Raw genomic sequence first — 25,015 nt, 5'->3', positions numbered from 1 at the left:
TCCTCAGCGGACGGCGCAGCGATGGGTGCGGGCGGCCAGTTCGGCGGCGGCGCGGCTGTCGTAGTCCGTCGAGAAGCCGCAGCGCGGGGCCGTGCAGGCGGCGGTGTGCTTCTCGCGGCCCCGGCCGTCGTAGTACGTGCCGACCTGGACCGGGCCGATGCGGACGACGTTGCGGAAGCGGCGGTTGGCGGGCATGTGTGCTCCTTCAGAGCTGTGCGGCGATGGCTTCGTCCAGTTGCGCCGGGACACCGAGCCGTGCACGGAGTGTCGGAGTGTCGATGGCTGCTCCGGTCCGCGCACGGTGCTCGGCGGCGACCTTTCGGGCGTGGTCGACGAGGGCGGCCGGGACCGGCACCGAGGAAGGGGCGATGGCCGGGCGAGGTTCGGGCTCAGGGGCGGTCGGCTCGGGGATGACGGGTGCGGGTTCGCCGGTCGTGTCGTGTGCGGTGTGGGCGAGGAGGGTGCCGCCGAGGAAGGCGACCGCGGGCCATCCGGCGACGAGGATGCGGAGCCAGGCGGGTACGGCGCCCAGGTCGAGCAGGCCGGCGGTGGCGACGTTGGCGCCGAGCGACGCGGTCAGCGCCACGAGGAACCAGCACCACCCGCCCGCTTTCGCCCCTCCGGATCGCAGTCGACGCCAGGCCGCCACCAGCAGCAGGTCCACGGAAACCGGGTACACCCACGCCTTCCACCCGTGCTGTCCTGCGGCCGAGGCCAGGTCGTGCAGGTGGGCGAAGGACAGCGCGGCGGCGATGACCGCCTGCACGAGCACCGCGTCGACGCGGGCCAGGTGGGCGCGCACGGTTCGATTCCCTCCGATGTGGTCAGTCAGTGGACTTGAGCTCGTCGGCCCGCGCGCGTGCAGCAGCGGCGACCTCGGCCGCTTCGGTGTCGCCGGGTTGGTCGGCGGCGATACGTTCCAGCAAGTCCGCCTTACGGCTCATGAGTTCGCGGTAGTTGCCGACGCCGAATTTGCGGTGGTCGGACAGGTCGGCGATCAGCGCCGAGACTTCGGAGATGGACGGGCGGGACAAAGCGACTCCCTCGATTTTGGGCATGGCGGGGTAGGGACTTGGCACGAGACGGACGTGCGGGCCGTTGGAGCGTGTTGAGCGGCAGCCGCTTACTCGGCGAGCGGGACTGGCTTGAGCAGCGATACCGGGGCGTCAGCCGGACGGAGCGGCACCGCGGGTCGGAACGGTTCGAGCGCGGGCAGGTTCGGCACCCGGTGAGCCGACTCCCGGCAGACCGCAGCAGCGTCGCCGAGTGAGAGGTACGGGGTGCGGATACGGGACCAGCCGCCGGAGGTGTCACCGGCCACGGCGAGGCCGGGGCGTTCGGGGGCGATGGCACAGGCGGCGTCGACCGCTTCCGGTGCGATGTCTCCGAGCGCCATCTTTGCGGACGCTTCGTCGTTGACGCGGTGGCACACGCGGCCGGTGAGCTGGGCCCGCAGCATGGTCGCGCCCTTGCCCAGCTCAGCCCCGAACCTCTGTCCGCAGACTTCCAGGTAGATGCCGGCGGCGCGGCCGAGCTGCGCGAGACGGATGAGTTGGGTGACCATCTCATCGCGCCGTTCCTCGTCCTTGCGCGTGGCGACGAGGAACAGTTCGGCCACTTCATCGACGAACAGCACGATCGGCACCGGCCGTTCTTCCTCGGGCAGGCCCCAGATGTCGGAGGTGATCTCCTCGTCCGGGGTGCCCGGCGCGATGCCTTGCCGGGCCTTGATCAGGTCGTACCGGTCTTCCATCTCCTTCACGAGGACCGGCAGCAGCTCGGACGCCTGCTCGGGATCGGTGGCCAACGCCGATAGCCGCGGGGCGAAGGGCGCGAGCTCCACGCCCCGCTTGCAGTCGATGCCGACCAGCGCGACCGGCTGCTGTGCCAGCCCGGTGACCAGGTGCCGTTGGTACATGGACTTCCCCGACAGGGTCGCGCCGAGAGTGAGTTGGTGCGGGATGGTCCGGTAGTCCCGTACGAAGGCCGTCGCGTCCTCCCTCAGCGCCACCGGCACCTTGAGGAGTGCGCGCTCCGCCTTCCTGGGCATCCGGACGTTGCGCAGCACGTCGTAGCCGACGAGCCGCAGCTCCACCACACCCGGCTTCACGTCCGTCACGTACACGGCGTGCACGCCCCAGGCATGCCGCAGTCGTTCCGCCGAGGCGGCGACATCTGCCGGCTCCTGGCCCGGAGCCAGGCGTAACCGAAGCCGCAGGCCCGTCGAGGTGGGCCGAATGACTCCCCGGCGAGGAGGCACCGGCCGGACCTCGCGGCGAGACGTCGCCTTGACCGCCAGGGCCCGCAGCCGGGAGGGCTGGACGGTCAGGCCGCAAGCCTCCATGACGGAGCTGTAGGAACCGAGGAGCCGGACCGTCGATATCGGCAGGCCGACCGTGGACCAGTAGACGCCCGGGTGACGAGCCCGGGTGTAGGCGGCCCCGCCACCGAGTCCGGCGAGGGGGCCACCCACCTCCAGCAGCGTCAACCAGTCCGACATCAGGCCGAGGCCTCGGCCCGAGCCGGGAAGGTTGCCGGTGTGACGGCTGCGGCGCGAAAGGCGATGCCGTGCCGCTGCTGACCGTTGAACACGGTCTCCCACGGCCGGGCCACCAGACCCGGCAGCGAGACCGGAGCGCCGAGCGTCAGGCCCTCAGAGATGCCGCTTTCCGGAACGGTGACCTTGATCAGCGAAGACTCGCCGTCCTCGATGTAGACGGCGCCGATCGTCATGAGTGCTTCGCCGCTGGTGGCGTCCTTGGCGATCTCTCCGGTCTGGCGGTCCCGAACCTTGGGTTCCGGTGCTTCGGTCAGCAAGATGGTGGCCGCCGAAGTCTCCACACGGATGACACGCACAGAATTGCTCTCCCTTGCGTTGCGCCGCACACGCGTACGGCCGCTTTCAGTGACGAATGACTACGCAACGGGAGGTTGACCTCATACCGACTGGGCGCGATACGCTCCAGGAGCGTTGATGCCAAAGACGCACCCGGCCTGAGTGGGCTGCCTCCCGCTCAGGCCACATCTGTTTCTGTGGCCCTTCCGCTTACGCACCGGCGCAGGTCTGCCTTCCTGCTCCGGCCCGTTCGCATGTCCGCACCGCCAACTCCGCTGGACGCGAAGGGGCTTGCCGACACCAACCACAGTAACCCGTACTCCAAGTACTGTCTAGTACTTCAGGTACCAGTCCGTACTTCGTGTACGCCCAACTCCGCTGCCAGGGTGCGAAGTTCCTCAGAGGGCGGCTGGGCCATGGTCAACAGGTCCGCCGCAAGCTGCTTCACCAACGGCAGGGCCCGCACCATCTCGGGCGACAGCTCACGCGCCCTGAAGAGCGCCGAGACCGCATCAGAGACCTGCCGGCGCTGGGCGTAGGCCCTGGCGACATCGAGCTGAAAGCGCGTCTGCCGTTCCGCCGACAGCCCCGACTCGTCGACAGCCTGTGCAGCCCGCAGTGCGACACCGGCATCTCCCAGGTCCACCGCAACGGCCACCTCGTGCAAGCCGACGTTGGTCGGCCCGAATTCGGTGTTGTAGTCGTTGCGCCCGTCACCGACCTGTTCGGCCATCTCACGGGCGTCGCGGAGATACCCGTACGCCTCATCGGCCAGGTTCAACCGAGCGGCAGCAACCGACCGTTGCAGAGTCAGGGCGCCACGCAGAGCCACCGCCTCGATTTGGCCGGACTCCGCCAGAGGTCGCAGCGCATCAGCGGCACTCCCGGACACCTGAGCCGCCTGTTCGAAGTGACGGGCACCGAGAAAGACCAGCGAAAGCCGGAACTCACCGGCCGCCATCAGCAGCGGATCATTCGCCCGCTCGGCAGCGACCACCGCACGGTCCACCGCGATCCAAGCCGCCTCGGGCTCGCCCATGTTCGCGAGCGCACCACTGCACGTGTGGTACATGACCGCCAGCAGCCGGAACAGTTCCGGACGCTCCGCCTCAGCAGCCGAGCGAGTGGCCGCCTCCAGTCGGGGAACGAGCCCTTCGAGCAACTCTGCCAGGTCGGCATAGTTGCCCTGATGCGTGAGCGACCACGCACGGTCGACTTCGGCGCGAAGCGCCGGAACATCAGGGGAAGCGTTCTGCGGCGCGAGAACCGCCTTCAGTGAGTGGGCGGCACTCAGCACCATCCGCAGGCGACTAGCCCCAGGTGGCTCGCCTTCGGCGACCGACGCAACGATGGGGGCCTCAGCCGCCAACTCGGCGACCGGAACTTCTAGGACGTCGGCGACCTTTTCCAGCACGGTCATCCGGTCGATACGGCGTACGCCCCGCTCCACCTGGGACACCCATGCTTCCGAGCGTCCCAGTAGGCCGGCGAACTCCTTCTGCGACAGCCCCCGACGCTTGCGGTGGAAGGCGATCTTGCGACCGAGCGCCTTCTGATACTCAGTGTTCAACGTCCACACCCTTGCCGGACACGAAGTCCAGGCGATCAACCTCCGTGGCGGAAAGGTACTGGTCTCGCTCGGAGAGGAAGGCCCGCACGTAGTCCTTCGACTCGTGCTCTTCGAAGGCGTCCTTGTCCCTGTAGAGCTCGTAGAACACGCGCTCCAGGGGGCGGCCGTCAACGCGGTGCACTGCGTAGATCACCGTCCCGGGCTCGTTCGCACGGATCTGCTCACCAGTCCGGGCCACAAGGTCATCGAAGGCAACCGCCGACTCTTCGTCCTTGCAGGTGAAGCGCACAAACAGACCGAACATGCGAAGTCCTCTCTCCATCGGCATCCAGGTCCGCACCAGACCGCAGGCCGAACGCTATGCGCCGGGCCGCCCGCACGAAAAGTACGAACCCGCACTCCAGGTACGCGCACATTCGGTACGGTGCTAGTACTAATTGTACGGCTCTGCATGGTCCGTGTCAGCCAATCGGCTCGGCTGACACAGAAAGCAGCAGGTCACCCGCCATGGAGGACGCCATGCCCACCCATCGACGCACCTTCCCCGGAGAGCCCCAACAACTCCGCGCGGCGCGCAGTTGGACCCGCGCGACGCTGAACGGCCATCCCCACTCGGAGGACGCCGCGCTGATCGTCAACGAACTCGGCACCAACGCCCTCATGCACACGGCCAGCGGCGACACGGCCGGCGCCTTCCACGTCACGCTCTCGGTCTCCGAGCTGACCGTGACCATCGCAGTAACCGACTCCGGAGACGCCAAGACCAGCCCTGCGATCCAACACCCATCCCCCAACTCCACTCACGGCAGGGGACTCAGCATGGTCGCCGCCCTCGCCCACCGCGTCCTGGTCCAGGGCGACGACTCCGGCCGCACTGTCACCGCTGAACTCGGTATCCCGGCGGAGCCCCAGGAGTCGGCACCGTGCTCATGAGTCCCACACCAGACGACGCACGCCTCGGAGACCACCTGGATGCACCCCGCCGCGGGTACTGGTGCGAGTGCTGGACACAAGACCTCACAACGCAGCAACAGCCGGCACTCCTGGCATCCTTCGACGCCTACTCGGCACCCCAGGCAGACAGATGGGTCGCAGTAGCACTCCGCACCATCTCACCGGCGCTCGACCCGGACGCCTCGGACGAGGCATGGACCTGGTTGTACGAGGGCCGCGTACACACGAGGCGAGCGCTCCTTCGCGCGGAGCCCAGCACGGTGACCATCACCCAGGCCGGCACACGCGTGACGTGGACGATCCGACCAGTGCTCTTCTTGCCGCTCGCACACCGCCAAGGGGTCCAACTCCCATCCTGCGCGGACCACTTCAAACCCCACAGGCCCCACGCAACCGACTGAGTTACAACCTTCTTCACGGGTTCAAGGCCCGCGCACGGCGCGGGCGCGCGCCGCCTCTGCGGCGCGGCCTGCCTCCTGTCTCCGCCCCGGCTGGCCGCGCCCGGCGGCGCGCTACGTGCAGCGGGCAAAGCCTTCTGTGGCTGAGGCCGGTCGGCTCCACGGCTTTAGGCAGCCACTTTGGCGCGAGCCTCGAAGATCATGGCCCCAACGTCGTGCTTTACCGGGCAGGTCCACAGACTGCCCGACGCGCCGGAAGCTTACGGGGCCATGATCACTCGCGCCAAAGCAGCTCCAGCCCAAAGCCGCTCCGCCGACCTAGTGCGTCAACGTGACAGCAAGTTCGTGCATCTCGCAAATGTTCACGCCAATCCTTCATCGGAAGCACCCTTGCGCAGACTCTCGATACGACGAGAGATCCAACGATCCAATCGCCCAGTACTGTTTTCCGCGGCAACATATTCACCTGTTGGCAGAATTGCCAATTGACATTTCTTCGTGATGAGTCTTAGATCCCGCCCAGAGGAGGCGACAAGGCGAGTTTCCAGCAGACGGTTTAGTACGTCATTCAGTTCAACCCCGCGAGACTCTAGCCACGAAAGCATTTCAGGGTCATCGAAACGCACTTCTTTCCCTTGGCACAGCCGCGTTAGCAGGACAAATTCCTCCTCTCCGACGAATTCTGGACTCCACTGCTCTGCCACCGGAATCCCGTTCAGCGCTTCATCATCAGCCTGATGCACTCTTAATTGCCAACCAGCCCTTCCGTCAACACGTCCCGCACGAAAGCTCAATAGAGCCCTTCCGACCTCCATCTCAAGATCCTCCCCCCAGAAAGCGTGTCCAAGTCCATACATTTCATCCAGCCGAGTCCATATGAACTCCAAGAGCAACCTCAGCGGATTCTCCGGCGTAGAGAAATAAAACGGCCACCACCCATCGACCAAAGGCACCATAAATGGACGCCCATTGGTCTTCACTAGAGAATAGCCGCCCGAAATGATCAATTGAGGGAAAGATGTCGGACCGAATCCATTGTTACCGAGATTCCGCTCAAGGTAGTCGATCATTGACGATCGGAACGCCAGCTCGCTCTTGAATCCGTGCATCCCAAGAATGACTCGGATTGCAGAAACCTGCTCCAAGAGAAGCGCGTGAAACACAGCCTCCTCTTCGAACGGAAGGGCAGTGAGCCCTTCCGCGTCCCAAGCAATCCGTCCCGTCATCTCGGCGAACGTTCGAGCAGACGGAGTCATATCGCGATCAGGGTCGTCCAGCTCTTCGTCTCCACTTTGATAATAAGAGTGCTCGATCTCGCCTACCGTCTTGAGGTGAGCGAACGCATCACGGAGCTCGGCCGAGTGGAGATTCTTCTTAACTTCGACGACGGCGATGATGTCTTTTACATGCCACACATACGATTCTGTGTATGGCAGCTTCTCCCCTTCGCCCCTCACCACCATGCAGTCGAGTTGACCAGATAGGTGTCCCTGACCATCGCGGGCAAATCCGGATACCACCCGCAGTCCCAACCCGTCAGGAAGGGCGCGACTCAATAGTTCGGAAGACAAGCCCTCGTACATGTCTCCGATGGTTGGAGCATGCTTTACGGGGGCATTGTCGAGTTTCGGCAACTCGTCCCGGAGAATTCCTGAAAGAAGGTCGGCAACCGTGCGAATCACTAGACCTCGCTCACAATTCTATCGACCCATCGCCAGTAGTGCAGGGTAAAGAGGGGGAGGGCTAGTCACCCGCGCGCTCTTCCTCCGCAAATCCCTGTTAAAGCTGGGCCAGCATGGCCCGCACCTTGTCGGTGTCCACAAGCAAGAACTCGCGCAGGATCAATCGACCCACCCCTCACTACACTTGGGATGGAATGATATAGCCGCCCTACCTGGCATCGAGGGTCTTCGGAGGTTTTGCGTCCCGCTTCTGGCTTGGTACTACAGGCAGCACGCTGAGCCGAGGGGCAACTCACTCCAAAACTAAAGCGCCCTCCTGGGCCGTCTTGGGGCCGTGGAAGGGCGCTCAGCGATGACCAGCGTCGACAACCGTCGACAGCTCAACAGCAGGTCACGACGTTGAACAACGAGACGGCCGCAGGTCGCGGCCGCCGATGATCAGTTGTGGCTGAACTGGGGCCGGCCAACCAGCCCGGCCCCAGGCTCCATACTCCCCCGACCAAGCCGCGAGCGAAGGGAAGCGACGCCAAGACCGACCGCCGTCCGGGATGCGGCTCGGCTCAGGGTGCGCCCTGCTGTCTACGGATGCCTGCCAGACCGGACTGGCCTGAAGGTCGTGCTGACCGCATCTCGACGGTCCACAGTCTTAGGCGGTGTTACACACGGTCGAATTCCGGGAGGCCGCTGCACCGGAAGCCGCGGAAACTCTGGCCGCGAAGCTCCCTAGTTCCGGAAGAATCGTCGTCCTGTCCTTACTTCCGGTTCCCTGTCATCAGAGTCTTTGGGCCAGTCATCACGGACCCTCTGAACGATATCTCTGCACTTCGTGATGTTTTTGAAGAGGCTCGTCACATAGCTGCTCGGATACACATCGTCGACGTGCTTCACGAGAGAGGAGAGTGCTTTTTCAGTGAGTGCCGGGACTCGCCTCAGCTCCGAAGACCAGTCGTATTCGGCGTCATCGATTCGCTGCAAGTCGAGTTCTCGGAAAACCAAGTGAAGTACGAGGCGGTTACCCTGGAGACAGACCGACCGCGGGCGCCCATCGAGTTTCTTCTTGAGGTCAGACAATGTGAGGTCGACGAAGCGCATGACCTCAACGCATCTCCAGACACGATACGGCCCCACAGTTGGATTAAACAGCGTACGGTACGGGGGCTTTTCCGTTGACTCCCAAAGACTTCCGACCTTACTCTTTGCAAGGACTGCCAAACTTGGTTCGCGATTCGCGCACGCCAGGGCAACAGTGGCATCCACCACCGTGCAGCCGTTCTCAGGACTGGGTACAGGTTCTCCACGTTTGATCGCGTACGTCTTCTTCAACGAAAGCACCAATTCGGTCCGCAAGCGATCCTGTTGCGGGTCCAGAGCCACAAAATCTCGCGTTTCCACGCTGTTTTGCGTATTTGTTGCTCTCGTGACTGCCGTTGCAAAGCCCTCCGGGCAGGATTCGAGATTAATAAATCGAACCCACACCATTGCACCGTCGAGAGAACTGCCGCTCCTTTGCCATGCCCTATGGATACTGGCTACAGTCTGAGCGCCATTTACGACGCTCACCCCGGTCAGAGAAAAATCACCGAAGGTGCGCGTTGCCGCGCCGCGGGGCGTCTTCTTGATGCTCTCACAGAGAGCTGTCACGCCATTATTGAAGTACCAAAAATGATGAGGAGACTCCAAGATGGTATTCGCTAGCGCATCGTTCACGCTAGTGTTGCCAAGAGCCTTTCGAATGTTCTGCGAGAACAGTCGGTCCCCAAAGCGTTCGTACCACTCGGCAACATTCGAAGCCGTCACGACACCGTAATAGGCTTCATAGGGTTCGCTTACAGTTCCCCAATTCTCCAATTGCGCATGAAAATCGATTCGCGAGCCGCCCAACCCCTCAGCGACAAAAGAGTGAAACTCAGTAAGACCCAGCATCTCTACCGAAACAAGCTGTTGAGTCTCATTCATCTCGTCGAGCACGTCCTGGAAAACCGCAGCAGACGGTTTCGCCAACTCCGTTCGGCCCGTTGTGGCCACGACAAGCACGAATGTCACATCTACATCGTCGAGCGCTGCGGTAATCTGCTCCTCGCGAGTTCTCAGGCGAGGGGTGAAGCGATCAAACTTCGTATCGAGGAGGTCCTTGAATCCCGCAATGAAGTTCCTTGAATCACCTAGTCCGAGACTGCCGTCTCCCGAGCCGTCCCACTTGGACTGCACAAGAATTACTCTGTGCTGTGTAGCATCGATCGCAATGGCGTCAATTCCATTATCATGGCTGCCATCCACAACGGCTGCAGCCGCTTGGTCCGCTGATAGTTCGGTAAACCTCTGAACCGCGAGAGCCGCTAGGGATCGACTCAAGAACGCCTTTTCACGGATAGAGGAGCTAGCCTTCTCGTAATCACTCATATCGATGTGATCCGCGAAACCCGTGTGCAGCGCATCCTTGATGTGCCTGACCCACAGCTTCTTCATGCGCCCCCCGCATGCCAAGATCAACTGGCTCGTCCCTGAGGAGCACCGTACCGATCGCACACGGTGATAGGGAAGAGTCAAGCTGTGATCGCTTGTCGAAGGAAGCCTGCCCGCCGAAGCGCGCGTGCGGGCGAGAGCGCCGCCGATCACTGACTGGGCCGTCAGGCCGACATCGACGACGCTGAACGAAAGCGGACTACAGCAACTCAGGCCAGAATGGCAGGCAGCCACGTGGGCGCGTTCCCGGAGGCCAAGCTGCGGAGCGATCGAACTCCTAGCCAGTGGAACCGACGGCAATGACGGCAACGCCCACGAACTGCAATGGCCTCTGGCAGCCTGTTGCGGAGGTGACAGGGAGCTGCCGGACCAGGCCGCACGGGCGTGCCCGCATCTTCTAATCGCCTGGTCTCGCGGCCCAGCTCGGCGCAGTGGCAAGCAGCCAACCCGCGAACGGAGCGCCGGCCGCACGCTGTGCGGCGGCGGCCTGCTGCCAGGAGGGGGCCGCAGTGGTCGGGCGGTCGTTCAGCCCCCGTAGATGTGACCCCGTACCAACGGGTCGTTCTCCAGGATGAAGTCCGAGACCTGCCAGAACTCCGACAAGCGCGGATGCTGCAAGGCGGCTCCACGGTCGAGCTTGCGACCGAAGAGAGGCCCATCGGGATGCGTGAGACCTGCCGTAACCAGGGTGGAAGCGGGCTCATGCTGGCCAACGACAGGGCCCACTCGACATGCGAACGAGACATGGTCGTCCCACTGGTCGGGCCCGACGCCCCACGTCCCGAAGATCACGTCTATCCACGCATCGTGATCCCGGTCGCGGTGGTGGTAGCAGTTGGCGAAGTACACCGCGTGCGGAGCGCCGTCCGCGTAGATGAAGTTCCAGGCACGCTCGATGGGCGCGTTGCAGCAGTCGCACTGGAACTCGCGAGTCTGCCGGTCAGGGCCAAAGGTCAGGGACATGACGCACATGATGCGGTACGGCCCGACCTCGGCAGGCCCTGGGGCGGCTGGGCCGTCTCTGGGCCGTCCGAGGCCGCTCAGTGGCGACCGGTGACGACTACTAACGACAGTCGTAGGAAGCGACAGCCGCAGGTCACCCGATTGGATCTGCGACACTGGTTGAGCCATGCCTAAGCCCGGAGAACTGAGTTGACGTCTGCGGACCATCAGCGCAGGTAAGGGCCACACCAGCCCAAGGCAGAGCCCTCGCCCAAGTTGCTTCGGGACAAAGAGGTCGTGGGTTCAAACCCCGCTGCCCCGCGCGGTTCTCAGCTGGAACGGACGACAATCTGCCCGACGACGGAGAAGCGCTGCTCACACTCCGGGCAGGTCGCCTCACCGAAGGCATAAGTCAGGGCGCGCGCGACTTCCTCGTGGCCGTCGGCCAGGGCAAGGTCGTAGAGGCGGCGGCCGAGACCTTCCAGGGTGCGGGGGTCGGCCGGATGGAGAGGAAGGGTTTCGATGTCATCGGAGAGGGCGTAGTCCTCCGCCGTACTGAAGAAGCCCCGCTCTCCGATGATCACCCACAGCGACGCGCACCCGTCGGGATCCGGGCACTCGAGCTCGTATTCCTCGCTGACGACGCCCCAGATCAAGTCCTCCGCCCAGTGGATGTCGCCCTCCAGGTTCAGGGCCGCCTCAACCAGATAGCAGTAGTCGTTCCGGTCGGAGGTGACCTGCCGCCACCTGTTCGCGGCGTCCAGTAGGCGTGTGACTTCCGGCGCGTATTGGTGCCGCAGATTTCGGGTCTCGTACCGCTGGTCGGCCTGGACGAGAAGGGCGCCGGCCAGGTGGAGGGCCGAAGCTGCCATGTCGGCTTTGTTGGCCTCCGCCATGTCGGCCAGCGTGGGCAGCACCAGCGGATGGGCGACGTCCAGAGAGCCGTTGTGGTAGAGCTCCGTCCAGAGGTCGCTCCATGCCTGACCGTCCCCACCCTTGGCGGCACGATCCAGCAGAGCCCTCAGCCGGTCGGAATCGGCGCCGTCTGCGCGGGGAACAGGAGAACTCGTCGTCATCTCCGGCATCCAAGCAGACTGCTGCAACTGCACTTTCGCCGACCTGTCGATTGCTGTGGAAGTGTGCTGGTCGGCATGTCCGGTGAGGCTGGGCCACGATCCGTTGCAAGTCTGCCCGGTGCCGGAGCCGTTCCGCTGACATCCAACATTGACATCACGACCACAGACAGCGGTGGCGTCTGGCAATCATGTGCGGCGCCCGTACGCACAGGGGGCCACCATCACATGGGGCCCGATCGAGCTCCTAAAACGGTGCTCAGCGCCAGCCAGCTCAGACCGATGCGGTGAAGCCGCCTGACTGGTGAATGCCGGCGCCCGCGGCGAAGTCACTGGCCGAGCTGAGCGGCCAGGAACACCGCTGCCACGGAAGGGCGGACTGCGTACGTTGCACCCGCGCTCCCCTCAGGGGCCTCCCACCAGTAGAACGGAAACCGCCGCCCACTGTTGCTGTGTCCCTTGCTCATCCCGGACAGAACACCAGCCACGCGCCGCGCCGGATCGCCCTCATTCGGCCCGCCCAGGACCTTGTCCACCAGCTCCGTGCAGTGGATCGTCCGGCCAGGGTTTCGCAGCATGTACTCGAACACTTGTCGGGCCTGCGGCGCGAGTTCAGCCAGGAACACGGCGGCGCGCTGCAAGTCCTCCGGGCCCCACTCCGGGGCCTCGTAGTGCCCCTCTTCGCCAGAGTGCTCAGCCCATCGCGGATCAGCCTCAGCCAGGTACCCCGTCACGTCCCACCCCTACTACTCGCATGGGGCGCCCTCTGCCCCAGCGCATGTCGAATCCGTGTCGAAGTTCTACCGCCTCACCGCTCAGTTGAGGAAGAGTCACAGGTCAACAGTGGGATGGTGCGGACCCCGCCAAGCGCCTTCTAAGCCCTTGTCCAGCGCCCGGACCACGGCGCCGAGGAAGTCTAGTGGGTCTTTCTCGGCCGGCTGGCAACGGAACCGCGCGGGAGGGTTTGGGCGTTCGGGCTGTATGAGCGAGGTTGTCTTCCTACGCTGGCCTTTGGTAGCCGCGAGTGCCGGGGGCTTGAGTGAGTGCTGAGATTGTGCAGTTGGTGGAGCAGGCGGGACCGTATCTGTCGACTGCGGTGAGCGCGTATGGGGTGGCGGTATTCTCCCGGGCGGAGAGTGCGGCCGTAGACGCCACGGCGAATGTGGGGCGGCGGATCTTGCAGACGGTGTGGCGCCGTCGTGACGAGCAGGGCCAGGCGGAGCTGGAGGCCGCGGTCCAGGACGCGGCCGAAGCACCGGACGATGCGGACGCGGCAGCCGCTGTGCGCCAGCAGGTCAAGCGCACTCTGCGCGAGGACGCCGAGTTGCTCGCCGAGCTGGCCCGGATCCTGCCCGCGCCCGGTGAGACGGTGCATGTGTCGGCATCGGGTGAGCGGTCCATCGCTGCCAAGACCATCACCACGGCCGTCACCGGGGACAACACGACGATCCGGCCATGACGGACAGTGTTGTGCCCGGTAACGGTGGTCCGCAGGCGACGGGTGCCCGGTCCGTAGCGGTGGGTGGCGGTGTCGGTGTGGCGATCACCGGGGATGGCACCCAGGTGGTGATGTTGCCGGCCGAGGCGGTGCGCTGGGCCAAGGAGATTGACGCACCCCCGGGGGCCGGGGACCTGCCCGGGTCCGCGTCTGGGGTATTCGTCGGACGTCAGGACGAGCTGGCCGAGTTGCGCCGGCTCCTGGCCGACGAGGGGGAGGCCGCTGTCACCCAGGTGTCCGGGACGCGGGCGATCCATGGGCTGGGCGGGATCGGCAAGAGCACACTCGCCCTGCGCTACGCCCACACCTACAGGCGCAGCTACACGCTGGTGTGGTGGATCAACGCCGCCAGCACCCAGCAGATCGTGACCAGCCTGGCCGCCCTCGCTGGGCGGCTGTGCCCGCAGTGGGCCGCCACCGCAGGTGTGCAGGAGAGGGCGGCGTGGGCCATCCTGTGGCTGCAGTGGCATCCCGGCTGGCTGCTCGTCTTCGACAACGCGGAAGACCCCGCCGACCTGCGCCACTACCTCGGCGCGCTCCCGGACGGGCATCACCTGGCCACCAGCCGTACCGCGACCGGCTGGCACGCCATTGCCCCCACCATGCCCCTGGGTTTGCTCGACGCCGGCGCGGCCGTGACCCTGCTGTGCACCCTCGCCTTCGGGCCAGAGCACGCGCCTACCCCGAAGCAGCGTGAAGACGCCGCAGCCCTTACCGTAGACCTCGGCTACCTGCCGCTGGCCCTGGAGCAGGCGGGTGCTTACCTCTTCGAGACCGGAACCTCAATGGCCGACTACCGGGAGATGCTGGGGCAGGTCATGGACGCGGCCGCGGGCGGGATCGATCCCGAGCGCACCATCGCCCGGATCTGGCGCCACACCCTGACCGCCATCGAACGCCGCAACCCGCAGGCCGTCACGCTCCTCGACGCCATGGCCTGGCTGGCACCCGACGACATCCCCCGCAGTCTGCTCGCCCCGCTCTGCCCCGACCCGCTCACCCTCGGCCAGGCGTTGGGCGCGCTGTTCGCGTACAACATGGTCGCCTACAGCGCCGACCGCCAGAGCGTCAGCGTCCACCGCTTGGTGCAGAACGTCCTGCGCCAGCGGCCCACCGTCGAAGCCAAGGGGTACCCACCAGGCCGACGAGACGCCGAACACCTGATCCAGCTTGCTGTGCCTGACAAAGACACGGACAACCCACAATGGGAGAGACTCCTCCCCCATATTTTGGCCTTCGTCGAAAGCAGTCCGACTGACTACAAGGCCACATCAGAGATTACACAGGTCTACCAGGAAGCGTCTCGATACCTTGACCAGCAGGGCCGGGACGCCCATTCCGTCGGGCTTCGGCAAGCTATCCTAGATCACCGTGTGCGATCGCTAGGCGACGCCCACCCAAACACCTTGGCCAGCCGTAACAACCTCGGAGCTGCTTACCAGGCGGCCGGAAATCTCAAGCAAGCGATCCCTCTGCTTGAGACCACGCTTACCAATTGCGAGCAGGTTCTCGGTAAGACTCATCACGGCACACTGATCACCCGCAACAACCTGGCAGTCGCCTATCAGACAGCTGGAAATTACACATGTGCGATCCCACTGTTCGAGGCCGCTCTCGCTCACTCCGAACAAGCTTTGGGTGACACTCATCCCGACACCCTAACCAGCCGTAACAACCTCGGCCGTGCATACCAGGAGGTCGGACATTTCAAGCGGGCGATCCCGCTGTTCGAGGCCACCCTCACTCAACGCGAGGAAATCCTAGGCAACACCCACCCCGACACCCTGACCAGCCGTAACAACCTCGGCCGTGCATACCAGAAGACCGGACATCTCCAGCAGGCGATCCCTCTCCTTGAGACCACCCTCACCCAACGCGAGGAAATCCTAGGCGACACCCACCCCGACACCCTGACCAGCCGCGGCGATCTTGCAGTTGCCTACGGGGCAGCTGGAGATTACAAGCGGGCGATCCCTCTTCTTAAGACCACCCTCACCCAACGCGAGGAAATCCTAGGCAACACCCACCCCGACACCCTGACCAGCCGCAACGACCTCGCCCACGCTTACGAAGTGGTCGGAGACCTCAAGCGAGCAACGCTCCTGTTCGAGACCACCCTCACCCAACGCGAGCAAGCCTTGGGCGAGACGCATCCCAGTACGCTGACTAGTCGCAACAATTTGGCCTACGCCTACCGAGCTGCTGGAGATCTCAAGCGGGCGATCCCGCTGTTCGAGACCACTCTGACGCAGCGTGAGGAAGTCCTGGGGGAAACCCACCCCGACACCCTGGTAAGTCGCATTAACCTCGCAGGCGCCTGCCACGCGATAGGAGACCTCGAGCGTGCAATCCTGCTACTTGAGTTCGCTGTCAGTTGCTGCGAGCAGACACTGGGCGAGACTCATCCTTATACCCTGACCAGCCGGAACAATCTCGCTGGTGCCTACCGGGCAGCGGGAGACCTCGCACGCGCCATCCCCCTGTACGAAGCCACCCTCGCCCAGCGCGAACAGATCCTCGGCGACACCCACCCCGACACCCTGACCAGCCGCAACAGCCTCGCCAGCGCCTACCGGGCAGCACAAGCTGTACAGCAGAGAAGTACAGCAACCTCGACGCCCAAAACTGACCCTCAGTCGCCACCTACAGCGATTGATCAGCCCATCACGCCTCAATGATCACCCAGCCGATAGTTGGGGACGAAGAGGTCGAGTGCCGCAGCCGGGCCGGAGGCAGGGGGTCAGCCACCGTCAACACAGGTGCCTGGCGGGCGCGCTCATACCAGCTAGCTCCATCAACAGAGCTGCAGGTCACCCGCAACACACCCCAGCCGCTCTACTAACGCTGTGCTCGCGTCACCCGTGGACTATCCGTGGACTCGTCCAGCCCCGATCGGCCCTACCAGTGCCCTGACCCGCCGCGTTGTCCTGCCGCCAAGGGGCCTCCGGAGCCGTGTGCGCAGGTTCGAATCCTGCCGGGGGCACTCGCCCAGCAGCCAGCGTGAATCAGCCGCTGACCAGGGCGGGTGCCGACATCAGAGGGCGGGAGTCGGTCTCACTGACTCCCGCCCTCTCTCGTTGTCTCTCGCTGTTCGCGACACACCTTCCAGTGCGGAGCGGCCTGCGAGCGGACGACTGATGGCACTGACTCGCGGCAGGTGATCTGGTGGCCATGCAGGCCGGCAGACCCGAAGCACGCGAGGGGTAGCACTACTACACGGACCCTGGGCGCTCCCCTTGGCTATTCACTTTCGCGGCGAGGTAGCCCGAATGCATTGGGAACAGTGGGGCGCAGCGTGGCACCGATTGCATAAGGCCGAAGGACACAAGCGAGAGATCCGGTTCGTACAACTGGCGGACCAGGCATACGCGCAGGCCGTTGCATCGGGCCCGGCTGTCCCCGCATCCGCGTACCTCACTTCTCCCACCACCTGACCGACCTCCCTTATCGCTCCCAGCGCCAGAGGGCGGTCCGGATCTCCGGACCGCCCTTGCGTCATATCGAAACACAGTGATAAGAGAAACGCAGCTACGCCAAGTCGCCGTCTTCCTCTAGAGATCTTTAATCTGGGGCCGCCGGGGCCGCACACCGGTCGTGCGTGTCACCGCCCAGGGCACCAAGCGCGTCTCCATGGCCGCGCTGATCTGCATTCACTCGAAATCAAGTGGCTCCACGCCCAGATCCTCACGCATGAGGCGGCGCATCCTGGCCATGGCCGTGCGCCGCTGTGCGATCAGGGGCGCGCCATCATCGGAACCGACAGCCAGCCCCCGGGCATAGGCATCGCGGAGCCGGCGCAAGCTGTGGAACGCCTCGTTACCGGCGGCCACCACGTGCGGCGCGCCCACGAGCCAGAGGCGTTCACTCGCCGTATACAGCCCGGTGCCACGGAAAGCTTCCCGCACCGCCGCATCCCGCGCCGACTCGGACATGTGGTCGCCCAACGCAACGGCCCGTATCTCCTCACCCGCTGCTTTGAGCGCGGAGACGTATTCGGTGTACACCTCGCGTCGCACTTCCAACGCATGCCGGGCTTCCTCGCGCCTCCATCGATTCCGATCAGCGATCAGCGTGGCGGCAATACCGATCACGGCACCAGTCAGCGTCGAGAGCAGCGACATCCAGTCCATGCGCCGCAGCTTGTCCGAGACAACACGACCGCGCCAGCGCTTCTCAGCAAGCTCCTTGAGCTGCGCGGCCGGCAACAGCGGATCAGCCCAGCAGACCTTGCCCGCCCGTAGGGCGCCGAGCGAGGGGCCTCGGAGCTGGGTGCGGCAACGCTCTGTGCCTCCCTCCCCTCACCGCTCCGCGCCGGTTGCGGCTGACGATCAGCTCAACAGACGAGCGGCGGTGGTTGCTGTACAGCAGCGGAGTACAGCAACCACCGTGACCGCAGCCGACCGACAACGACCCTCGATGGCCGAGTGACCAGCCGCCGTTGGAGCTTCGAGAGCAGCAGTGTGCCGCCGTGCGACCGGCGCTCCTGTCGTACTGTCGTGCCGGGGCGGGCGAGTTCCCGTGGGACGGGGCGCAGTTCAGCCGCTGACGAGAACCGTCCCGTACCCACGGGCCGACGTCCCTGTGTGAGTCAGCAGGCCGGCCACGAGGATCGCGCTCGGGGCGAGAGGAGTTCCGCCTTGGTCGTGCCGCTACTTGAGCTCGGCGGCGGTGTAGAAGCCGCTCACGACCAGAACAAGGTTGTAGTTGGTCTTGTCGACGCTCGTTGGCTGCAGCAAGTAGGCGGGCACGTTTTTGACACCGTTGTTGTAGCCATATCTGCTGTTCACCTGCGGCGGCTTGTTGTTGAGTATGTCGACGACCATGTTTGAGGCGGCCTGGGCGAGCTGGCGGACGTCCTTGTAAACGGTCTGCGACTGCTGACCCGCGATGATCGACCTCACCGAGGCCAGTTCGGCGTCCTGACCGGTGACGACCGGGAGGGGCTTGCTGCCGGAGCCGTAGCCGTCCGACTTCAGCGCGGACAGGATGCCGATGGAGATGCCGTCGTACGGCGACAGGACCGCGTCGACCTTCTTGCCCCTGTACGACTCGGCGAGGATGCCGTTCATGCGCTTCTGCGCGGTGGGGCCGTCCCAGCGCAGGGTGGTGACCTGGTTGAGCGCGGTCTGGCCGGACTGGACGACCAACTGCTTGCTGTCCAGGTATGGCTGCAGGAGGTGCATCGCGCCGTCGAAGAAGTATTTGGTGTTGTTGTCGTCGGGGGAGCCGGCGAACAGCTCGATGTTGAACGGGCCCTTGCCCTGCTCCAGGCCGAGCTTGTCGATGATGTACAAGGCCTGGAGCCGGCCGACCTGGTCGTTGTCGAAGGAGACGTAGTAGTCGACGTTCTTGGTGCCGAGGATGAGCCGGTCGTAGGAGATCACCGGGATGTGCGCGTCGGCGGCCTGTTGGAGCACGCCGTTCAGCGACTTGTTGTCGATGGCCGCGATGATCAGTGCATCGACGCCCTGCTTGATCAGGTTCTCGATCTGTGAGACCTGGGTTTTCGGGTTGTTCTCGCCGTAGACCAGCTTGGTCTTGTAGCCCTTGGCCTGTAGGTCCTGGACCACGCTCTTGCCGTCGGTGATCCACCGCGCGGAGGACTGTGTCGGCATGGCGATGCCGATGGTGCCGCCTTTGGAGCTGTCCTCGCTGTTCTGGCCGGAGCCGCAGGCGGACAAGGTCAGGGCGAGGGTGGCGGCTCCGGCGATGGCAGCGAGGGCGGCTCTTCGGTCGTGCATGGTGATCGTTCCTTGTTCTTCTCGTCGTTGAGAGCATGACGGGCTATCAGTTGCGTGGGGCAAGCTGTGGAGGGGGCCGCGCAGCCGGCGGGCAGGTCGAGAGCGCGTCCATCGCGTCGTACCCGCTTCCGGGCGATGTCCAGGTTCAGGTTCCGCAGGTTGGTGCTGTACGGGTGGATCCCCGGGTGCCCTGGACAGACCGGACTTCAGACAGAGCGGTACGCCGCGGCGGATCAGCTCGGCGACCTCGTAGATCCGCAGGCAGCCGCGTAGATCCGCACGTAGCCGCCGAGGTTGCCGGCGGTCTCGGTGGGCCTGTTCCAGGGGAGTGAACGACCAGCGGGTCTCGCTGAAATGACGGGAAGCCAGGTCCCCCAGCACGTTGCCTGAGTCGATGCTCAGTCGCCTCGGCCCCTCGGATCGCCGATCAGCGCGTCGGTGCGGCCCGTCATCCGGGCCTTGCCGAGTCTCGTGATCCCTTTACCGGTGCGCACCTGTACGCGCGTCAGGCTGCACCACAGCGCACCGGCCACGTGTGTACTGATTTCAGTGATATGTAGGACACTCGCCCTTCAGTCGTTCGAAATATCGCCACATGTTCGGAAGGTTGGCGTGACCCTAAGAGGGGGTGTGCGGGGTGTCAACGGGGCGAACGGGAACGTTTATACAAAGGTGTTGGAGACAGCTCTCGGTCTGTGACCGAACCTTGCGGCGGCGCCTCGCACTTCAGCCGGACTTCTGTATTTTCTCTGGTCAACGGCCTGGCGGTGGAGCTCGTAACGGGGCAAGGCGCCTGCCGGGACGGCCTCGGAGAAGCCGTCCCGCGAACCCGTGCCCTACCGCGCGCAGCGGCGACGTCGGCTACGTGCTTGGCACGGACGCCACCGTCGGTGGCAGTTCACCGCCTGGTCGTGACGTGCGGGAGGACAGCGGGCTCCAGCTGTCGGCAGACGGCGGATTTCGGCTGGTGCACCTTCCGCTTTCCGCAGCTGACGGCACCGTCACCCCGCGCGGCTGGGAGCGCTGCTGCCCGGCGAGATTGACGCCGAATCCTCCCACTGGCTGGGCCATCACCGCCGGACTGCGGAGAGAACCTTGGCATGGCCCACCGGATGCCGCCGCTTGCAGCGCCGCTACGAGCGAAAGGCCGGGCACTTCCTCGCCTTCATCGGCATCCCCGCCACCTCCTCTGCTACCGCAGGCTGGGGGCTGTCTCCCGCCGCGGTAATTCGATGGCGCACACGAAGCGGTGTGTCCACCCTGGTCTGCGTGGCAGCACCCAAGCACCAGATACGAGCCCTGCACACGGACTCCACGATCACCGTCTACCAGGCGTACGCGCCGGAGATCGGTGCGCCGGCGGCCCGGGAGGGCCGTTTCCCGGCGGTGTGGCAGCGGGACCGGATGACCTGGATCAAGCCGTCGTTCCTGTGGATGATGTACCGCTGCGGGTGGGGCGCCAAGGAAGGCCAGGAAACCGTCCTCGCCGTCGAGATCACCCGCGAAGGCTTCGAGTGGGCACTGGAACACGCCTGCCTGTCCCACTACGAACATGGGCTCCACGGCGACCGTGCCGCGTGGAAGCGCCAATTGAAGCGGGCCCCGGCCCGGGTGCAATGGGACCCGGAACGCGACCTGCGTCTACAGCCGCTTCCCCACCGGTCGCTCCAGCTGGGCCTCGCCGGCGAAGCCGCACGTCTCTACGCCGACGAGTGGATCGTCTCCATCACCGACGTCACACCGCTCACCCACACGATCCACGCCCATGTACGGGACGGAGACCTGGACATGGCCCAGCAACTCCTGCCCCATGAACGTCCATACCCCGTGAACGACGGGATCCTGGCCCACCTGCACCAATGAGCCAAGGCCCCGCCAGTTCAAATGTTCTCCAAGCACCTCGAAGCCCCGGACATCCCACAGTTCCGATGCTTCTGTCCGTCGGTCATGCTCTGGTGTCAGTCCGGGGACTCGGGCCCCTCTCCCATCCTCTGCATGATCCGTTCGTTCATCTTCTGTTCCTGGCCGTCGATACACCCACACGGTGGCTTGCTCCACGACGGTTTCCAAGATCGTGTACGTCCTGACACGCGCATCGAGACGCCGCCGCCCCGTGCGCGCATCTACGCTTCGGGGGTGATGTCGGCCCACGGGCCGTCCGAGTCCTGCTTGGGGATCCAAAGCAAGGGCTGGCCGGCACGGCAGTGGTCGTCCGCCTCCTCCTCCCACGGGAACCGTCCGGCCTTGTCGGGCCAGAACAGCTGCGTGATAGGGAGCGGTGGGGTCTGGTAGAAGTCGATGCCCGCGCCGAAGAAGTCGTGGTACCAGCTGGGGTGCACAGGCCGGATCGCCACGTCGTAATCATTCAGGACATCACCTCGACGCTGGTCGAGTTGGAGTGGCTCCCCGTCTCGTATCGCGGCACCGGCGGCATTCACCACGCGCATCGCGGTCTGCGAGGGGAGCCCGAAGACGCTGACCTCGGGACTGCGCAACGTGTGCCAGAGGCCGATGGAGTAACCCCAGTCGCTGGGGGCGTCACCGCCTGCCACGCCCATGACATGCCAGCCGAAGTCGGCAACGCTCTTCGCTATGCGGCTGTCACGTTCCTCCCACACGGGGCCACCCCACTGTGTGGGGGCGCAGAGAAGGCAGAAGCAAGGAGACTCGTCCATCCGAGGAGAGTAGGCCAGCCGCAGAACGGGGCCGTCTCCGGGCCGCCCGAGGCTCCCTGAACCCGACCAGTGGAGACCGACAGTGAGGCCAGGAACGTCCGACTCCCAGCCCAGGGCAGTAAGCGAGCAGCCGACTGGGGATCGGGGCGGGTAACGGTGCGCCGCCAAGCACCCGGTCACATGAACCGGAGCAGCACCACCAGGGCAATCGGCGCGGGGAGCAGGGCACGTACCGCGCGCCACCGGGCGTCCTCGCGCAGGACGAGGGCCAGGAACGCGAGTGAGTACGGAGCTGCCAACGGAATCGTCGAGATCAGGCCTACGGTCGGCGACACGTGATTGCCGAAGACCAGGATCGCCCGCAGGGCGACCCACCCGGCCATCCCGGCCGTGAGTACCTGAACCGTGAGCAACCGCCGCCGAGCGCGGCCTGTGGTCGCGCGGGACTCGGTGATCGTCTCCCGGACGATCATGACGCCCGTCCACGCGAAGAGCGTTGCGACAGCCAGGATGATGAGCAGCCCGATGGCGGCGAGCCCGCCGTCACCGAGGATCGAGTCCGGGTGCCAGAAGATCTCGATGAAGATCCAGGCAGGAACTCCCAAGATGATGCCGGCAGCCCATGTGGAGAGGATCTCCTTGCCCAGACGGTCCGACCACCACCCTTGCACGGCCCGCCCCCACAGCAAGATCTTGCGCTGGCTCTCGCCCATACCCCCGCCCTCCCCTGACCGTTCGGCATCCTGGGCCGACCTGGCGAGAGTGTGGCAGACACAGGGGTGCCACCAGCCACGCGCGCAGGGCACGCGGCGGTCGAGGCGGTGCACCGGGCTCGACGTGACCACCGCTGCGCGACCGGGCCGTTCCCAACTGCTCCGGTAATATCGGCGGCTCCAGTGGGCCGCGCGTGGGGGGCGGGAATGGTCGCGAGGTACTTCGTCTCGCCGCACGGTGGCCGTCGCGCATACCCCGACATCAGGTCCGCGCTCGCTGCCGCGGCCAGACGGGGCCGAGCGGCGCTGGTCGAGATCGCGCCCGGTCGCTACGAGGAGGCGCTCACCGTCCAGGGCGAGGTCGAGTTGGCTGCGCTCGGCGATCCGGGCTCCGTGGTGGTGAGCCAGTCTCGTGGTGCCGTCCTCGACGCCTTCGGGTCGGTTCGTGTGCACGGCCTGGTGTTGGTGGGCCGCGAAGCCGACGTCGTCGGCTGCCATGCGGGAACACTCACGCTTGATCACTCAGATGTCCGAGCGCACAACGGCGTCAGCGTGCACGCGCGGCCGAATACCTCCGTGACACTGCGGGACAGCGTGTTCCTGCACGGTAGAGCCCTCTTCAGCGGGGCGAACGGGCTCGTCGAACGGTGCCGGTTCACCGACGCCACCGACAACGCGGTCGCGGTGATCGAAGGAGCCGACGTCTCGGTCCAGCGCAGTTGGATCGGGGGCAGCATGATCCATGGCGTGCGGGTCAGCGGTGCACGTGCCCAGGTCACCGGGTGCGAGCTGACCGGCACCGGCAAAGCGGCCATCATGGCGGACTCGCAGGCGGAGCTCACCGTGACCGACTGCGCGATCAACGCTGTGCAGGCGGAGGGAATGGCGTTCATCCAGCAGTCGAGGGGTTCGGTGAATGCTACGCGCGTCTTCGACGCGCAACACGGGATCGCAGTTGCGAGTGGTGCCGACCCGGTGGTGCGCGGCTGCGCGTTCACCGAATGTCGCGACACGGGCATCAACGTCCACACCTCGGGCCGCGGCAGGTTCGAGGACTGCGAGGTCTTCGGCGCAGGCAACATCGCGGTGTTCTCGACCAAGGGCGGCGCTCCCGAGGTTCACGGTTGCCGCATCTCGCGGGGCAACGTCGGCATAGCCGTCACCGATGCCGGCAGAGGCCGCTTCACCCGGGTCGACATCGAGGACCTGACGAGCGTCGCGCTGCGCGTCCACGACGAGGCCAGGGCCGTGTTCGAGCAAGTCCGCGTCGAACGCTGCCCGTCGCACTTGGAGACACGGGGTAACGGCGGTACCACGGCCGACATCACCGACTCGGTCTTCCGTGATTTCGGCATGTCCGCCGTGGAGGTCCTGGGCCAGTCCCGGGTCACGTTGAAAGGCGTGTCGGCGGAGCGCGGAGTGGTGGGCCTCGGTGTCGGCGAGGAAGCTCAACTGTTCGTGCATGACTGTGACGTCACAGCGGTGAGCTCCTGTGGGGTCGTCGGGTTCGGCAAGGGGAGGCTCGTCGCGCGGAACCTCACTGTGACCGGCTCGGAGGGCTTGGGCCTCTGCGGGACGGACTCCGCCCGCCTGGATGTCATGGACAGCGAGTTCGTCGACTGCGCGACAGCGGGTGCAAGCTTCCAAGCCATGAGCGGCGGACGGCTGGTGGACTGTTCTGTCACCGGAACGCGGGGTGTGGCCGTGCGGGACAACGGCCTCGCCGACCTTGTCTCTCTCCGCACGTCGCTGCCGGTCGTCAAGCAGATCGCGAAGCCGGTCGAGCTTCCGCCGACGATCATCAACAACTACGGCGGTCCGGTGTTCCACGCCGAGGTCCACGGCCCTCAGCTGGCGTGGAACAACAACAACGTCATCCAGCAGCAGAACAACGAGGACGGTTCCAGCACATGACCGAGCCGCAGAACGTCAACAACTACGACGGGCCGGTGTTCAATGCCGGGGTCTCGGGCGCTCAGTTCGCCTGGAGCAACAACACGGTCACCCAGAACCAGCAGAACAACAGCGCTGTGGCCCCAGGCTTCGAAGCACTCGCCATGCTGGTCACCGACTTGCTTCGAGAGCTGCCTCAAGCCGGCCTCGCTGATCCGGACCGAGAGGATGCCGAGTCCGCGGCGAGAGAAGTGCTCGCGACGATCGCCCGGCTGGATGCGCCCGAGGACGGCAGGCTCCGCCGCGCGCTTGCCATGCTGAGGGGAGCTCTGGCCCCAGTCGCGACCGGAGTGGTGGCCGGCACGGCAGCAGGGGCCCAGGAGTGGGCCCGAAACGCGATCGAGGGTTTGACCGGCATCATCTGATCAGCGATGGCGTGTCAGCGGTCTCCAGCGGTCTCCAGCAGCAACGCGCGCTCACTGACCGACTGAGGCAGGCGCGGTGTTCAGCGGTTCGCGGGCCGACTGGATATCCCGCTAATTACCGCACCGTCAACAGGACGCATGCCAAAAGGCTC

The 25,015-nt window shown here is 65.2% G+C and carries 23 protein-coding genes and 1 pseudogene; 8 read left to right on the top strand and 16 right to left on the bottom strand.

What is annotated here, in order from left to right; genetic code table 11:
* Positions 1–3: 3 nt before the first annotated feature.
* From ACIRC0_RS11715 to ACIRC0_RS11685, 7 genes are all read right to left on the bottom strand, one after another.
* On the bottom strand, positions 4–195 hold the full coding sequence (locus ACIRC0_RS11715; protein WP_351925844.1) for a mobile element transfer protein: 192 nt from the start codon (positions 193–195) through the stop codon (positions 4–6).
* Between the two features lie 10 nt (positions 196–205).
* Complete coding sequence (locus ACIRC0_RS11710; RefSeq protein ID WP_403614447.1) at positions 206–802, bottom strand: DUF2637 domain-containing protein; 597 nt, start codon at positions 800–802, stop codon at positions 206–208.
* Positions 803–824: 22 nt separating this feature from the next.
* Positions 825–1,058, bottom strand: coding sequence for a hypothetical protein (locus ACIRC0_RS11705; RefSeq protein WP_403614444.1), 234 nt, complete (start codon positions 1,056–1,058; stop codon positions 825–827).
* A gap of 65 nt (positions 1,059–1,123) precedes the next feature.
* Positions 1,124–2,500 carry an FtsK/SpoIIIE domain-containing protein gene (locus ACIRC0_RS11700; protein WP_403614441.1) on the bottom strand — a complete coding sequence of 459 codons (1,377 nt, stop codon included), beginning with the start codon at positions 2,498–2,500 and terminating at the stop codon, positions 1,124–1,126.
* Entirely contained in the window at positions 2,500–2,856 is a 357-nt protein-coding gene (locus ACIRC0_RS11695) for a hypothetical protein (protein ID WP_010040228.1), read from the bottom strand. The genes ACIRC0_RS11700 and ACIRC0_RS11695 overlap by 1 nt, the downstream gene beginning before the upstream one ends.
* Positions 2,857–3,176: 320 nt before the next feature.
* Entirely contained in the window at positions 3,177–4,415 is a 1,239-nt protein-coding gene (locus ACIRC0_RS11690; protein WP_403614438.1) for a helix-turn-helix domain-containing protein, read from the bottom strand.
* On the bottom strand, positions 4,396–4,710 hold the full coding sequence (locus tag ACIRC0_RS11685) for a putative quinol monooxygenase (RefSeq protein ID WP_403614435.1): 315 nt from the start codon (positions 4,708–4,710) through the stop codon (positions 4,396–4,398). The genes ACIRC0_RS11690 and ACIRC0_RS11685 overlap by 20 nt, the downstream gene beginning before the upstream one ends.
* Before the next feature lie 215 nt (positions 4,711–4,925).
* On the opposite strand from ACIRC0_RS11685, the gene ACIRC0_RS11680 reads away from it, so the two are divergent.
* A complete protein-coding gene (locus tag ACIRC0_RS11680) occupies positions 4,926–5,339 on the top strand; it encodes an ATP-binding protein (protein WP_403614433.1) in 414 nt (137 codons plus the stop codon).
* A complete protein-coding gene (locus ACIRC0_RS11675) occupies positions 5,336–5,761 on the top strand; it encodes a hypothetical protein (RefSeq protein WP_403614738.1) in 426 nt (141 codons plus the stop codon). Before ACIRC0_RS11680 ends, ACIRC0_RS11675 begins: the two co-directional genes overlap by 4 nt.
* A 359-nt stretch (positions 5,762–6,120) precedes the next feature.
* On the opposite strand, the gene ACIRC0_RS11670 is transcribed toward ACIRC0_RS11675, so the two are convergent.
* The 5 genes from ACIRC0_RS11670 to ACIRC0_RS11650 form a co-directional block, all read right to left on the bottom strand.
* On the bottom strand, positions 6,121–7,440 hold the full coding sequence (locus ACIRC0_RS11670) for a DUF6602 domain-containing protein (protein WP_403614430.1): 1,320 nt from the start codon (positions 7,438–7,440) through the stop codon (positions 6,121–6,123).
* Between the two features lie 723 nt (positions 7,441–8,163).
* Complete coding sequence (locus ACIRC0_RS11665; RefSeq protein ID WP_403614428.1) at positions 8,164–9,906, bottom strand: AIPR family protein; 1,743 nt, start codon at positions 9,904–9,906, stop codon at positions 8,164–8,166.
* A 522-nt stretch (positions 9,907–10,428) separates the two neighbouring features.
* Entirely contained in the window at positions 10,429–10,866 is a 438-nt protein-coding gene (locus ACIRC0_RS11660; protein WP_403614426.1) for a hypothetical protein, read from the bottom strand.
* Between the two features lie 308 nt (positions 10,867–11,174).
* Positions 11,175–11,930, bottom strand: coding sequence for a hypothetical protein (locus ACIRC0_RS11655; protein ID WP_403614424.1), 756 nt, complete (start codon positions 11,928–11,930; stop codon positions 11,175–11,177).
* Between the two features lie 317 nt (positions 11,931–12,247).
* Positions 12,248–12,652 (bottom strand): DUF6416 domain-containing protein, encoded by a 405-nt coding sequence (locus ACIRC0_RS11650; protein WP_403614421.1) that lies wholly within the window; start codon positions 12,650–12,652, stop codon positions 12,248–12,250.
* Between the two features lie 305 nt (positions 12,653–12,957).
* Between ACIRC0_RS11650 and ACIRC0_RS11645 the strand changes: the two genes are divergently transcribed.
* A complete protein-coding gene (locus ACIRC0_RS11645) occupies positions 12,958–13,377 on the top strand; it encodes a hypothetical protein (protein ID WP_403614419.1) in 420 nt (139 codons plus the stop codon).
* On the top strand, positions 13,374–16,094 hold the full coding sequence (locus tag ACIRC0_RS11640; RefSeq protein ID WP_403614417.1) for a tetratricopeptide repeat protein: 2,721 nt from the start codon (positions 13,374–13,376) through the stop codon (positions 16,092–16,094). Before ACIRC0_RS11645 ends, ACIRC0_RS11640 begins: the two co-directional genes overlap by 4 nt.
* Before the next feature lie 972 nt (positions 16,095–17,066).
* On the opposite strand, the gene ACIRC0_RS11635 is transcribed toward ACIRC0_RS11640, so the two are convergent.
* Complete coding sequence (locus tag ACIRC0_RS11635; RefSeq protein ID WP_403614414.1) at positions 17,067–17,621, bottom strand: hypothetical protein; 555 nt, start codon at positions 17,619–17,621, stop codon at positions 17,067–17,069.
* Between the two features lie 444 nt (positions 17,622–18,065).
* Positions 18,066–19,157 (bottom strand): multiple monosaccharide ABC transporter substrate-binding protein, encoded by a 1,092-nt coding sequence (chvE, locus tag ACIRC0_RS11630; protein WP_403614411.1) that lies wholly within the window; start codon positions 19,155–19,157, stop codon positions 18,066–18,068.
* A 1,047-nt stretch (positions 19,158–20,204) separates the two neighbouring features.
* Between chvE and ACIRC0_RS11625 the strand changes: the two are divergent.
* Together ACIRC0_RS11625 and ACIRC0_RS11620 are read left to right on the top strand one after the other, a co-directional pair.
* Positions 20,205–20,362 (top strand): annotated as a pseudogene (locus ACIRC0_RS11625) (IS5/IS1182 family transposase); the annotation flags it as partial.
* Between the two features lie 64 nt (positions 20,363–20,426).
* On the top strand, positions 20,427–21,020 hold the full coding sequence (locus ACIRC0_RS11620; protein WP_403614408.1) for a DUF4291 domain-containing protein: 594 nt from the start codon (positions 20,427–20,429) through the stop codon (positions 21,018–21,020).
* A 260-nt stretch (positions 21,021–21,280) separates the two neighbouring features.
* Here the strand turns inward: ACIRC0_RS11620 and ACIRC0_RS11615 are convergent, their stop codons facing one another.
* Positions 21,281–21,775, bottom strand: a complete 495-nt coding sequence (locus tag ACIRC0_RS11615) for a DUF4262 domain-containing protein (RefSeq protein ID WP_403614406.1) — start codon at positions 21,773–21,775, stop codon at positions 21,281–21,283.
* Between the two features lie 233 nt (positions 21,776–22,008).
* Entirely contained in the window at positions 22,009–22,545 is a 537-nt protein-coding gene (locus ACIRC0_RS11610) for a hypothetical protein (protein ID WP_403614403.1), read from the bottom strand.
* Between the two features lie 366 nt (positions 22,546–22,911).
* Here ACIRC0_RS11610 and ACIRC0_RS11605 point away from each other — a divergent pair, with 366 nt between their 5' ends.
* Together ACIRC0_RS11605 and ACIRC0_RS11600 are read left to right on the top strand one after the other, a co-directional pair.
* Positions 22,912–24,459, top strand: a complete 1,548-nt coding sequence (locus ACIRC0_RS11605; protein WP_403614401.1) for a right-handed parallel beta-helix repeat-containing protein — start codon at positions 22,912–22,914, stop codon at positions 24,457–24,459.
* Positions 24,456–24,863: a hypothetical protein gene (locus tag ACIRC0_RS11600; protein WP_403614399.1), complete on the top strand. Its 408-nt coding sequence runs from the start codon at positions 24,456–24,458 to the stop codon at positions 24,861–24,863. Before ACIRC0_RS11605 ends, ACIRC0_RS11600 begins: the two co-directional genes overlap by 4 nt.
* The last annotated feature ends 152 nt before the right edge of the window (positions 24,864–25,015 follow it).

Origin of the sequence: Streptomyces sp. NPDC093984, assembly GCF_044764595.1 — a bacterium.
GTDB classification, from domain to species: domain Bacteria; phylum Actinomycetota; class Actinomycetes; order Streptomycetales; family Streptomycetaceae; genus Streptomyces; species Streptomyces cynarae.
The sequence above is the reverse complement of the archived record's forward strand: the minus strand, read 5'-3'. Positions and strand labels throughout refer to the sequence as shown.

Coding starts and splice junctions, on each gene's coding strand:
- ACIRC0_RS11600 (WP_403614399.1), top strand. CDS start 24,456: ATGACCGAGCCGCAGAACGTCAACAACTACGACGGGCCGGTGTTCAAT.
- ACIRC0_RS11715 (WP_351925844.1), bottom strand. CDS start 195: ATGCCCGCCAACCGCCGCTTCCGCAACGTCGTCCGCATCGGCCCGGTC.
- chvE (WP_403614411.1), bottom strand. CDS start 19,157: ATGCACGACCGAAGAGCCGCCCTCGCTGCCATCGCCGGAGCCGCCACC.
- ACIRC0_RS11700 (WP_403614441.1), bottom strand. CDS start 2,500: ATGTCGGACTGGTTGACGCTGCTGGAGGTGGGTGGCCCCCTCGCCGGA.
- ACIRC0_RS11640 (WP_403614417.1), top strand. CDS start 13,374: ATGACGGACAGTGTTGTGCCCGGTAACGGTGGTCCGCAGGCGACGGGT.
- ACIRC0_RS11680 (WP_403614433.1), top strand. CDS start 4,926: ATGCCCACCCATCGACGCACCTTCCCCGGAGAGCCCCAACAACTCCGC.
- ACIRC0_RS11685 (WP_403614435.1), bottom strand. CDS start 4,710: ATGTTCGGTCTGTTTGTGCGCTTCACCTGCAAGGACGAAGAGTCGGCG.
- ACIRC0_RS11660 (WP_403614426.1), bottom strand. CDS start 10,866: ATGTCCCTGACCTTTGGCCCTGACCGGCAGACTCGCGAGTTCCAGTGC.
- ACIRC0_RS11675 (WP_403614738.1), top strand. CDS start 5,336: ATGAGTCCCACACCAGACGACGCACGCCTCGGAGACCACCTGGATGCA.
- ACIRC0_RS11655 (WP_403614424.1), bottom strand. CDS start 11,930: ATGCCGGAGATGACGACGAGTTCTCCTGTTCCCCGCGCAGACGGCGCC.
- ACIRC0_RS11665 (WP_403614428.1), bottom strand. CDS start 9,906: ATGAAGAAGCTGTGGGTCAGGCACATCAAGGATGCGCTGCACACGGGT.
- ACIRC0_RS11705 (WP_403614444.1), bottom strand. CDS start 1,058: ATGCCCAAAATCGAGGGAGTCGCTTTGTCCCGCCCGTCCATCTCCGAA.
- ACIRC0_RS11610 (WP_403614403.1), bottom strand. CDS start 22,545: ATGGGCGAGAGCCAGCGCAAGATCTTGCTGTGGGGGCGGGCCGTGCAA.